Genomic DNA, 11954 nt, shown 5'->3' with positions numbered 1-11954 from the left:
CTTTTTAGAATTTATAATAAGAAACATTATAACGATATTTTATAAATTCTTGAAAAAAATGAAATATTATGATATAATATGCATGATTTATATATATATTCTTTTTTTAAAATAAAAATTTACACTAAGTTGTGAATAAATTCTCATTAAAAGGAGGGGATTTCATGAATAACGAATTAAAAACAGCGAAAATTTTAGCGGGAGTGGGGGCAGTATTGGGATTTGCTGGGCATTTTGGAATAATTGGAGCAATTCTTGAACTTATAGGAGTTTATAAGATAAGTCAGATTGTAAGAGATAAACGTATTTTTAATTATTTGTTATGGCCAACTATATTTATTTATGCCATTTATGCATTTGGTTTTTTAGGAATTTTAAAAGATTTTCACGATACTGTCACAGGGGTTAATTATTATAACGTGGAAACAAATTTCTTTTTTTCATCTTCCTTCAGGGTTTTGTTATTATTTATTGCATTAATGATAATTCCTGTAATTTATAAAATTAAAGCATATAATCTTTTAGGTGATTATTTTGGGAATGATTATTTTTATAAAGCAGCAACCTTTACAAAATGGGGGCTTATATTATTTGTAATTCTTATAGGGTTTGTTCTTTACTTTATTGCCTCTATATTTGTGATAATAGGTTATTTCTCTTTACCAGATGAATATTATCAACCGGAAAATAATGCAGAATTTAATTGAAGCCAGAGGAATTTCCTCTGGCTTTTTTAGATGTTAATTGACTTTTGAAGGCATTCATTATATAATATTTATAAATTATATCGAGAAGGTGAAAATATGAAAAAAAACACAAAGTCCAATATTGAAATATGCCAGACAATAGAAGTTCATGGGGATATTGTAAAAAAAGTTCAGACTAATACTCCGGATGAAGAAACATTGAATAAATTAACAGAACTTTTTAAGGTTATTGGTGATAAAACGAGAATGAAAATTTTATATACTTTAATGCAGGTTGAAGAAATGTGTGTATGTGATTTATCTTATGTTCTTGGAAAAACAATTTCCGCCGTTTCACATCAGTTGAGGGTTTTAAGACAGGCTAATCTTGTAAAATATAGAAAAGTTGGAAAAGTAGTGTATTATTCCCTTGATGATGAACATGTAAAAGAATTAATAGAAGTTGGATATATTCATATAAATGAAAAAAAATAACACTCGCAAAGTCGCGAGTGTTATTTTTTTAAAATTCTTAATGTATTAAATACTGCCATTAAAGTTACACCAACGTCAGCAAATACGGCCCCCCACATGTCTGTTTTTCCTAATGCACCAAGTGTGAGAAATAATACTTTTATTCCAAGAACTAATATTATATTTTGCCAGGTTATTTTTAAAGTTTTTCTTGAAATCATTATTGAATCAATTAATTTGGAAATATCATCGTCCATAATAACAACATCAGCTGCTTCTATTGCTGCATCTGAGCCAAGACCTCCCATTGCAATACCAACATCGGCTCTTGTTAATACAGGAGCATCATTTATTCCATCGCCGACAAAAGCAGTAGAAACTCCATTTATAAATTTTTCAAAAAGTTTTATTTTATCCCCGGGAAGTAATTCGGCATAATATTCATCAATTTCAAGTTCTTTTGCAACAGATTCCGCTACTTTTTTATTATCTCCAGTAAGCATTACTGTCTTTTTAATTCCTAAATTCTTTAGATTTTTTATTACTTCAGCGACACCAGGCTTTATTCTATCTGATATTTCAATATATCCTGCAAATTTACCCTCAATAGCAACAAATACTATAGTTCCATTGTATTTAATTTCTGGAGTTTTTATTCCATACATACTCATTAATTTTTTATTTCCTACTAATATTTCTTTTTTATTTATTTTTGCTTTTATTCCATAACCTGAAATTTCTTCATAATCTTCTATATTATCTTTAGTTATATTTTTTCCAAATTTTCTTTTTATTGATTCCGCTATTGGATGATTTGAATGCTTTTCGGCATATGCAGCTATTTCAAGTATTTCTTTTTCTTTAAAATTATTAAAAGCTTTTATATCAACAACTTCAAAAACTCCCTCAGTTAATGTACCAGTTTTATCAAAAATTATTATATCTAAATTTTTAAGCCGTTCCAGGTAATTTCCGCCTTTTACAAGAACTCCACGTTTAGACAAGGCACCTACTCCTGCGAAATATCCAAGAGGTATGGAAACAACAAGACCACATGGACAGGAAATAACAAGGAAAATCAAAGCCCTGTATAACCATTCATTAAATGATGCACCTGTAATTAATGGAGGTAATGTTGCTAAAGCGATAGCCAGAAATACAACAACAGGTGTATAATACTTTGCAAATTTTGTTATAAGTTTTTCAGTTTTTGCTTTTTTTGCTGCAGCATTTTCAACCATATCAAGTATTTTAGAAATAGTAGATTCTGCATATTCTTTATCAACCTTTATTGTAATAACACCATTAAGATTTATAAACCCGCTCATCACTTCATCATTTTCTTTTATTGTTCTGGGAACAGACTCACCTGTTAAAGCAGATGTGTCAACCATAGAATTTCCTTTTACTATAAAACCATCTAATGGTATTTTCTCACCAGGTTTTACAATTATTAGGTCACCTTTTTTAACTTCTTCTGGAGATACTTTTATTTCTTTTCCATTTTTCAAAAGATTTGCATAATCTGGTCTAATATCCAACAAAGCTTTTATGGATTTTTTTGAATTATCTACAGCCATGTCCTGTAATAGTTCACCTATTTCATAAAATACCATAACTCCAACTGCTTCAGGAAATTCACCTATTGAAAAAGCACCTATTGTTGCAACACTCATTAAAAAATTTTCATCAAAAAAATTTCCACGTATAATATTTTTAAAAGATCTTATTAATACCTTTCCACCAGAAATTAAGTATGCAATAATGTATAATGAAATCTGAAGCCAAACAGGCTCTTTTACAAACAAGGCAGTTAAAAATATACCAAGTGCAGAAATTAATCTGATAATTTCAAATTTTCTGTTAAATTCTTCATCGCCATGATTATGACCGTTTTCATTATTTTTTTCATTTTTATTGTTTTTTTCGTATACCAATACTTCTGGTTCAATATTTTTTACTAATTTTTTTATTTCTTCTATTTTATCTTCATCATCTACATTAACAGACAATGTTTTGGTAATAAAATTTAATTCTACTCCTTCAACATTTTCCAGATTTTTTACGTTTTCTTCTATTTTTGCAGCACAACTTGCACAATTTAAACCGTCGAGTACAAGTTCCTTTTTTTTCATTTTTCTCACCTCTTTTATTTGAATAATTGAATAATCATTCAAATATATTATAACAAAAAAAATAAAAAAAGCAAAGGACTTAACAATCCTTTGCTTCTTTCATTATATACATCTCCTTATCGGCTTTTTTTAATGCTTCAAGGTAGTCTTCTCCTGAAAATTCAGATATTCCATAAGAAATTCCAACTTCAAAATCAAATTCATTATTCTGAATATCTTCACAAATTTTATTCATTTTTTTCTTTATATGATTTATATCCGTTTCTGGAAAAACAATTAAAAATTCGTCACCACCATATCTAACAGCTATATCCATTTTTCTTATTCCATCATTTATCTTTTCTGCCACGTATTTTAGCACTTTATCACCAGTTAAATGCCCATATGTATCGTTTATTTTTTTAAATTCATTAACATCAATCATCACAAAAACAGAGTTTTTCTGACTTCTTTTCAGGTATTCTACATGTTTTATAATCCATTCATTAAAGAAGTATCTGGAATATAATCCTGTTAATTGATCTTTATTGGCAATACTTTTAAAGTATTCTTTTTCTTCATTATAATTTTTTATAACTCTTTTATATTGAAATGTAATATATATCTGATTCATAATTAGTGAGATTAATTTTTTATCTTCTTCCGAAATGGCTTTATTTTTGCCAAATATAAAGATTGCAGAAGCATTTTTGTCGCCGGAATGGTATAAAAATATTCTGGAATAAAATATTTTATTTTTAAATATTTCATGATTTAGTATGTATTTTCTATTGCCGATTTTTATTTCATTATTGAATATTGGCACATCTAATTCTTTCATATTGTTTTTTCTAATATATTCAAGGGCCAAATCAGGTGTGGGTTTTAGAATTCCATTATAAAACACGTTATTGTAATATATAAATTCTTCATAATAACCATTTTCTTTTTCATATTTAAAAACACCAAAAAGGTCTATCATATTTATTTTTTTCAAATAATTGTATATTATTCCTATGTCATTTTTTAGATCAAAATCTGTTGAATATGAAAGTTTAAGGATATCATTTAATATTTCTGTTTTTTCCTTAAATTCTCTTAATTCATTTTCTTTTTTTATTATTTCTGTCATATCTTTATAGATACTTAGAAATAATTGTTTTCCAAATACATCTATTTTTTGTGTATTTAAATAATAAATTTTATTGTTAATGGTTCTAAATCTATCTGGAACTTCTTTTCCCTGTTTTAACGCTTCATATGTTTCTATTATTTTTTTTCTTTCAGATTCAGGAAAGAGTTCAATATACTCTTTGCTTGTATTAATATCTTTTCCAATCATTTTTTTAAATTCTAAGTTGTTATAATGTATATTTTCTTTATCATGTATAACAATGGAAAACGGTAGCATATCAAGAATCTTATATGCATCTTTTATAATGTTGTTTAATTGTTCATGTCTTTTTCGAACAAAGTAAAGATGGAGAATAATTAGAATTATTCCAACAGATATAAAATACAATAACATCTTTAAAACTCCCTTTGAATTTCATCAGGATAGGTTAAATTAATTAAAGGATTTTCTTTAAAGATAATATAACCATTATTTCTATCTTTACTGTCAATTAATTTTGGCGAATAGATTATTGTCTTTAAAATATAATCCATGGGTAATCCTGAGAAATTTAAGATTTTTGCATCTCTTACCCAATCTGGTGTTTCAACTGGTGCATCAGAAGAAAAGAACATAGGAATATTATGATTATAAATTTCTTTAAATCTATATGTGAGAACTTTTCTATTTCCTAATCTTTCATTTAACATTTTATCATCGGATTTCATAAATTGCGGTTGCATATCTAAAATAAGTTTAAACCTTTTAATTTTTTCAATTTGTTCATCATGTAACATTGAAGCGTGAATAATTCTATGCCATTTTTCAGGTTTTAATTCCTCAAAAGAGTCAAGAATAATATCTATAGCCTTATCTCCTATTGCGTGCATTGCAAGGTGTAAATTGTTATTTTCACAAAATTCTATCACCTTTTTAAGTTCATCTTTTTTCCAATTTAATATACCGTATGTATTTTTATTATCATTATATACTTCTCTTAAATATGCGGTTCTTCCTCCAAAAGAGCCATCTATATAAACTTTTACAGCTTTATATTTTTTGAATATTTTCTTATTATTTAATTGAATTAATTCATCAAAATTATTTACAGCTATTTTTTCATATATAAATAATTCCTCATCTTGTGGAAGTTCATTTATATCAATTCCGTGTAAATCATCAGAATGTATATAACCATATCCTCGTTTTAATAGATAATCTTTTGCAGTAGAAAATGCTTTATTAATATCAGAAAAATAGCCATATTTATTATAAATTTCTTCAAGTGCTTTTTCTTTTACTAATCCGGTTTTTACATCAATATTTTCTTTATTTTTAAAATCAATATCTTCAAAAACTTTAGAATTAACTAAAGCAATATGACCACAATTTCTTATCATAATAATAGGAATATCTTTGGTAATATTATCCAGCATACCAATATTTATTTTTGTATTCATCCAACCTCTTAGAATGATTTTTTCAGGTGCTTCATTTATTTTTTTTAGAATTAGCTCAATTATTTCATTATCTTTCATATGTAAAAGGTCAGGATTTAAAAGTTTTTCACCAAATCCCAATATATGCATATGTGTATCTGTAACCACTGGAATTGCAAAGCTTTTGTTATTAAATTTAGTGTTTTTATATATGAATTTTCCATCTTCATTGAAATAATACATAATTATCCCTCTTTAACATTTGAATTTTTTTTCTTTTTTTTCATTATATACATTTTTTCATCAGCTTCTTCAAAAGAAGTATAGAATTCTTTAAAATCAGAAATACCATATGAAAAGTCATAACCAGTTTTGTTTTTAAAAATATTTCTAATACGCTCTATAATATTTTCAGCATTTTTGGCATTAATAATTAATATAAATTCATCTCCGCCCATTCTTATTACATAGTCTGATTCTCTCAGATTGTTTTTTGCAATTTCCACAAATTCTTTTAATATTTCATCGCCTTTTTTATGGCCAAATTCATCATTTATCTTTTTTAAATCATCAAGGTCTATTAATACTAATTTCCCCTTATGTGGAATTTCTTCAAGAAAACTTCTATTATATGCATTGGTAAGTGGATCCATGATAGCTTTTTTATACATTTTATTACTATGTTCAGCAAGAAGTCTATAATTAATTACCAGATGAAAACCATAGCTTAAACTTACAATTAACATACCATAATTAAAGATTACCGGTTGATTTATTTTAAATAATACTACTATAATTGATTGAAATGACGTAAAGAGCAAAAACCATGTTGAAAAATAATAAAGGTTTAAAGCGTTTTGATGTATTCTAAATACCGCTGCCAAAAGATTTAAAATAATTATTAAATTGGATATGTCATAGACCTTTTTTAATATATAAAAGTTAGGAGTGGCCCAGATTATCAAAATAGCTAAAAATGTTAATATAATTAAAAATTTATCCTTTATATAGCTGTAAATATAGAATTCTACACTTTGCATTATATATAGAGAACTTAGAAAAGAAAAAGTTATCAGTATTTTCTTTAAAATAAAATATTGCATTAAGCTTCCATTGCTTACACGTGTATGGAAATCTATTAAATATAAACCCACAAATATTAGAGATAGCCCGAGAAAAAAGAAATGTTTTCTATTAATTTCTCTATAGGATAAAAGTATTAAAATAATACCGAGAATTAAAGAACTACCAATTATTATCAGGTAAATATCTTCGTTGAATATTTTTATCAATAAATAATATTTATTGGCTACATTTTCTGAAACCAAATATGGATAATATCTTAAACCATAATCATATGCACCTTCAATTATAAGTTTTAAAGTATTATTTTCATTTAATATATTTTTGTTGAAACGTACAAGAAAAGCTTTATTCCAGAGATTTCCAGAACTGCTTCCAAAATCATATATCATATTATTATTGATAAAAACCTGTATTCTTGTTCCCGCTATTTTTGGGATTATCAAAGAATTATAATCAACTTTTTTAAAAGTTGTTTCTAAGGTTATTTTATCTGGAGTTTCAAGAATTTTATAAAATGGAACTTCAATATTCCAATCTTTTAAAACATATCCTCTTGGTAGAAATAACCATGAAACAAAAAAAAGCAATGCCATAAAAAGAAGTAAAGAGGTAAGAAATTTTTTCATAACGGGCCCCCTTATTTTAATGTTAAAATAATTATATTAATATTATTATAATAATAGATTACAATCTAAAACCAATTCTTGAATTAATTTTAGCTTTTCCCATATTATATGTTTTTCCTAAAGCTAAAACAACAGCTAATTCAACAGGTAATCCAACATTTACAATTTTTTCTATGGTAGTTTTTACATTATATTTTACTTTAATGAATTCATAAGAATAAATGCCATTGAATATATCCATAATTAAATATGTAGCTAAGGGTTCCCCGTCTTTTGTTCTTCCTACACTTCCAGGGTTAAGTATAACTTTTCCATTAATATGTTTTGCCATCATTAAATGTGTATGACCAAATACAAATATTTCTGAATTATTATACCGGGATATTTTTATGAACTTTTCTGCATTATCAGAAGGTTTTATATACTCAAATAAATTATCAAAAGGGCTACCATGGGTTAGAAAAAATCTGAGATTTTCTTTTTCAAATTCCATATATAATGGTAATTCCCTTAAAAATTTTTTATTTTCTTTTGAAGTATTTTTTATAGTCCAGTTTATCGATTCATCACCAACTTCTGTTTCTCTTCCAGGGTTATATGCACATCCGCAGCTTTCTTTTTCAAATCCTATTGCATCATCATAATTTCCTCTGACACATTTAATATTTTTATTTTTAATTATTTCAATAACTTCATTTGGATTTGGACCATAGCCAACTATATCTCCAAGGCAATAAATTTCATTTATTTCTTTTTTTTCAATATCCTTTAAAACAGATTCAAAAGCTTCTAAGTTTGCATGTATATCTGAGATAAAAGCTATTTTCATTAATTTGCTCCTTTCTATTTTAACTTTATTTTAATTATATCCATAAAAGGTTTATTTTATATTAATTAAAGTATCAGACGCGTTAAAAAAAATCAAGGATTAAAATCACGTTTTTAGATTTTTCAATGAGATATAATTAAATATGACAGATTATATCTTTAATTTTTTCTTAATAATATCTATTTATAAAAATCCATATTTTTATTTTTATTTTAATTTTTAAAGGAGTATAATGTATAACAGAAGGAGGTGTAAAAATGGAATATTCCCCAGAAGAAATAGTTAAAAAACTTGTAAATGCTGAAGTTGAACATTCTAAAAAATTGGAAACTGCTGAACAGGAATTAAAAAAGCTTTTTGAAAAAAAGAAAAAAGATATTGACAATGAAAAAGAAAAATTATTCCAAGAGATTGAAAACGAATGTAAAGAAATAATAAATTCTGCAAAGGAAAAAGAAAAAAAGCTTTTTGAAACGCTTGAAAACGATATCAAAAAATTAAAAGAAAGGTATGATAAATTAAATGATAATATAGATGAGATTAGTAATAAAATTATTGAAAAAATTATAATAAAATAAAATTGGAGATGATAGCCTTGAAATTTCCAGCCCTAATGTCAAAGGTTAAAGTCTTGCATTCAAAAATATTGACAGAGGAAGACTTTAATAATTTGATAAATACAGAAACGGTTACAGAGGTAACCGAATATCTTAAAGCAAATACACATTACAAAGAATATTTTGAAAATGTGGATATTTCAAAACTACATAGAAGAGATGTAGAAATACTTATAAGACAGGCAATTTTAAAAGATTTTTATAATATATATTTCTATCTTCCAGTTGAAGGTCAAAGATTCTTCAAATTAATGGAAAAGAGATTTGAAATAGAAAATATAAAATTTATCCTTCGTTCCCTGCATTCTGAACATCCTGAATATATTACAGAGGAGAAATTCTTCCCCTTATACCACCAGAGTATATCCACAGATACCCTGCTTACTATTAAATCTTTTGATGATGCATTAAATGTATTTAAAAATAGTGTGTATGGCTCCATATTTGAACCTGCTTACAGTAATTATCAAAAGAATGGAAAAATTCAATATCTTCTTAATGCTTTTGATTTCTGGTATTTTACCAATATGAAATCGATGTTGAGTTTAATGCCAATGTTTGGAAAAAACTTGAAATATCTTTTCTATGAACAAATGGATCTTGCTAATATACAGTGGATATATCGTTCAAGAATATTATTTAAGTTGTCTCCAGAAGAGGTTTTGAATTTTCTAATGCCTATACATTATAGATTAACTCAGGATGAATTAAGAGAACTTGCAAATGCTTCCAATACAGATGAATTTCTTGCAAAATTAACTGAAAATAAATATGGTGAATTCTTTAAAAATGTTGATCCGGAAATTTTTCCATATATTATTGAAAGGCTATGTGAAAGAATTTTGTTGAAATCATCAAGGAAGCTAATATCTCATACACAAAATGGATTTGATGTAATGAGTGGATATTTGTATATAAGGGAATATGAATATAAGGATTTAATAACATTAATTGAAGGAAAAAGATATAAATTGCCAAATGAAAAGATTAAAGAGTTTTTGTTATTAATGGGGGTGTAATAAGATGAAAAAAGAAATGATACCATTCACTATAATATCCAATAAATATGAATTGGAAATTATTTCAAAAAAGATTCTCGATTCTAATAATATAGAAATAGTTCCTCTTGAAAAGGTAATAGATAAAAAAATATTAAAACAATTGAAAACAGAAAAAGAAAATCCATATAAACAGATATATGATGATTTTATGAATATATTCAATAGTGTAAATAGAACCCCCAAACCAAAAGTTAAAGAAATAGATTTCCCTATGATTATAGATAAGGATGAAATAAGTAATTTTTCAGAAAAGTTGAATACAGAACTGGAAAATATATCAAATAAAATGTCAGAGTTAAGCGAAAAAAAAGAAATTTTGTCAAAGGAAATTGAATTATTTGAAAAATTGAAAAATATAGATATAGATGTATCAGATCTAAAAAAAATGAAACGTTTAAAATATAAGATAGGAAAATTAAATAAGCTTTATTTTGAAAGGTTTTGTGACAGTATAAAAAAGGAGAATATAATAAGCATTATCCTTGACTCGGATGAGGTAAATACCTGGGTTTTTATAATATATGATTCCAATTTAAAAATAGAAAAGATTTTATCCATAGCAAATTTTGTCGAATATAAGATTAATGAAGACTATGCAGGTTATCCAAAAGACATATTACTTTTATTATATGATGAATACAAGTCCATTGAGTATGAAATAGAAATGCTAAATATGGCAAAAAAGAAGATATTTTTCGAAAATAGAAGATTTATATACAAATATTTTGATTACATATTTGTTCTAAAAAACATATATGATCTTGCTCAAAATGTTAAGTTTACAGAAAACTTTTTTGTAATATCTGGTTGGACTACCAGAGAAACATATCAAGAACTTGAAAAACATGTAAATACAAATGATTACATATTACTTTTAAGATATGCATTTAATGATAAAGCACCAACTATTTTAAATAATAAGGGATTTTTCAAACATTTTGAATTTATTGTGAAAATGTTTGGTGTTCCATCAAGTGATGAAATTGATCCAACGCCGTTAATAACTTTAATGTTTTTGTTTTTCTATGGAATGATGTTTGGAGATGTAGGACATGGTTTTATACTTTCAGCATTAGGTTTTTGGTTATATAAAAAGAAAGGTTCCGATTTGTTTTATGTAATAGGTGCTTCAGGATTATCTTCAATGTTATTTGGAATTTTATATGGAAGTGTTTTTGGTTTTGAAGATATAATACAACCTTTATGGAAACGTCCAATGGATAATATAAATTATTTTTTACTAATTTCTGTATATTTTGGTATAGCAATTATAACTGTGGCAATGATTTTAAATATAGCCAATAGAATTAGACGTGGAGAAAAAAGCTTTTTGTTGTTTGACCCAAATGGCATCTCAGGAATAGCTTTGTACTGGATATTGTTGGGTTCTGTATTCTATATGATGAAAAATGGGGTATTTCCAAAAATAAGTTATATATTCATAATTACATTAGTAGTTTTAATATATTTAAGAAGTATTTTATTTGAAGAAGGGAAATTGGGAGAGAAAATTGTTCAGGGATTCTTTGATTTATTTGAAGTATTATTGGGATATTTGAGTAATACGCTTTCATTTATAAGGCTTGGTGCTTTTGCAATGAATCATGCAGGCTTGTTTTTGGCTTTTTATATGATGGCAAAAATGACAAATAATCCCGTATCGTCATTTGTTATTTTATTGCTTGGAAATATAATAATAATCGTTCTTGAAGGTCTTGTAGTATTTATTCAAACGTTGAGGCTTGAGTATTATGAATTTTTTACAAGATTCTTTAAAGGTGATGGAAAGGAATTTAATCCTATAAAATATAAATTTTAGTAAAATTTTTTTAAAGGTTAATATGAAGAAAATAGTACGAATAATGTTCGCTCAAACGGTAGAAAATTCTAATCCTCAAAAATTCTCGT

General features: G+C 26.0%; 10 protein-coding genes. 5 read left to right on the top strand and 5 right to left on the bottom strand.

What is annotated here, in order from left to right:
* Positions 1-164: 164 nt before the first annotated feature.
* On the top strand, positions 165-707 hold the full coding sequence (locus tag XO10_RS02965) for a DUF996 domain-containing protein (RefSeq protein WP_014296088.1): 543 nt from the start codon (positions 165-167) through the stop codon (positions 705-707).
* A 96-nt stretch (positions 708-803) separates the two neighbouring features.
* Positions 804-1181: a metalloregulator ArsR/SmtB family transcription factor gene (locus XO10_RS02960; protein WP_014296087.1), complete on the top strand. Its 378-nt coding sequence runs from the start codon at positions 804-806 to the stop codon at positions 1179-1181.
* A gap of 20 nt (positions 1182-1201) precedes the next feature.
* Here XO10_RS02960 and XO10_RS02955 read toward each other — a convergent pair whose 3' ends face one another.
* The 5 genes from XO10_RS02955 to XO10_RS02935 form a co-directional block, all read right to left on the bottom strand.
* Positions 1202-3295: a heavy metal translocating P-type ATPase gene (locus XO10_RS02955; protein ID WP_175421105.1), complete on the bottom strand. Its 2094-nt coding sequence runs from the start codon at positions 3293-3295 to the stop codon at positions 1202-1204.
* A 79-nt stretch (positions 3296-3374) separates the two neighbouring features.
* On the bottom strand, positions 3375-4802 hold the full coding sequence (locus tag XO10_RS02950; RefSeq protein ID WP_014296085.1) for a GGDEF domain-containing protein: 1428 nt from the start codon (positions 4800-4802) through the stop codon (positions 3375-3377).
* Positions 4803-4804: 2 nt separating this feature from the next.
* The gene (locus XO10_RS02945; protein WP_014296084.1) at positions 4805-6070 is read right to left on the bottom strand and encodes an amidohydrolase family protein; all 1266 of its coding nucleotides are present in this window, start codon (positions 6068-6070) and stop codon (positions 4805-4807) included.
* A 2-nt stretch (positions 6071-6072) separates the two neighbouring features.
* Positions 6073-7539, bottom strand: coding sequence for a GGDEF domain-containing protein (locus XO10_RS02940; protein ID WP_175418141.1), 1467 nt, complete (start codon positions 7537-7539; stop codon positions 6073-6075).
* 58 nt (positions 7540-7597) lie between these two features.
* Positions 7598-8368 carry a metallophosphoesterase gene (locus tag XO10_RS02935; RefSeq protein WP_175421104.1) on the bottom strand — a complete coding sequence of 257 codons (771 nt, stop codon included), beginning with the start codon at positions 8366-8368 and terminating at the stop codon, positions 7598-7600.
* A 257-nt stretch (positions 8369-8625) separates the two neighbouring features.
* Here XO10_RS02935 and XO10_RS02930 point away from each other — a divergent pair, with 257 nt between their 5' ends.
* Genes XO10_RS02930 through XO10_RS02920 form a run of 3 tightly spaced genes read left to right on the top strand, consistent with a single transcriptional unit; the run spans position 8626 to position 11865 of the window.
* On the top strand, positions 8626-8946 hold the full coding sequence (locus XO10_RS02930; RefSeq protein ID WP_014296081.1) for a hypothetical protein: 321 nt from the start codon (positions 8626-8628) through the stop codon (positions 8944-8946).
* Positions 8947-8963: 17 nt separating this feature from the next.
* Positions 8964-10004 (top strand): V-type ATPase subunit, encoded by a 1041-nt coding sequence (locus tag XO10_RS02925; protein WP_075780332.1) that lies wholly within the window; start codon positions 8964-8966, stop codon positions 10002-10004.
* 4 nt (positions 10005-10008) lie between these two features.
* Positions 10009-11865, top strand: a complete 1857-nt coding sequence (locus tag XO10_RS02920; RefSeq protein WP_175421103.1) for a V-type ATP synthase subunit I — start codon at positions 10009-10011, stop codon at positions 11863-11865.
* Positions 11866-11954 lie beyond the last annotated feature (89 nt).

The organism is Marinitoga sp. 1135 (assembly GCF_013363245.1).
Classification (GTDB): domain Bacteria; phylum Thermotogota; class Thermotogae; order Petrotogales; family Petrotogaceae; genus Marinitoga; species Marinitoga piezophila.
Note: the sequence above shows the minus strand (reverse complement) of the source record. Positions and strands in the feature narration are given on the sequence as shown.

Excerpts from the sequence above, each read along its gene's own strand:
- XO10_RS02965 (WP_014296088.1), top strand. The coding sequence starts at position 165 with ATGAATAACGAATTAAAAACAGCGAAAATTTTAGCGGGAGTGGGGGCA.
- XO10_RS02960 (WP_014296087.1), top strand. The coding sequence starts at position 804 with ATGAAAAAAAACACAAAGTCCAATATTGAAATATGCCAGACAATAGAA.
- XO10_RS02955 (WP_175421105.1), bottom strand. The coding sequence starts at position 3,295 with ATGAAAAAAAAGGAACTTGTACTCGACGGTTTAAATTGTGCAAGTTGT.
- XO10_RS02950 (WP_014296085.1), bottom strand. The coding sequence starts at position 4,802 with ATGTTATTGTATTTTATATCTGTTGGAATAATTCTAATTATTCTCCAT.
- XO10_RS02945 (WP_014296084.1), bottom strand. The coding sequence starts at position 6,070 with ATGTATTATTTCAATGAAGATGGAAAATTCATATATAAAAACACTAAA.
- XO10_RS02940 (WP_175418141.1), bottom strand. The coding sequence starts at position 7,539 with ATGAAAAAATTTCTTACCTCTTTACTTCTTTTTATGGCATTGCTTTTT.
- XO10_RS02935 (WP_175421104.1), bottom strand. The coding sequence starts at position 8,368 with ATGAAAATAGCTTTTATCTCAGATATACATGCAAACTTAGAAGCTTTT.
- XO10_RS02930 (WP_014296081.1), top strand. The coding sequence starts at position 8,626 with ATGGAATATTCCCCAGAAGAAATAGTTAAAAAACTTGTAAATGCTGAA.
- XO10_RS02920 (WP_175421103.1), top strand. The coding sequence starts at position 10,009 with ATGAAAAAAGAAATGATACCATTCACTATAATATCCAATAAATATGAA.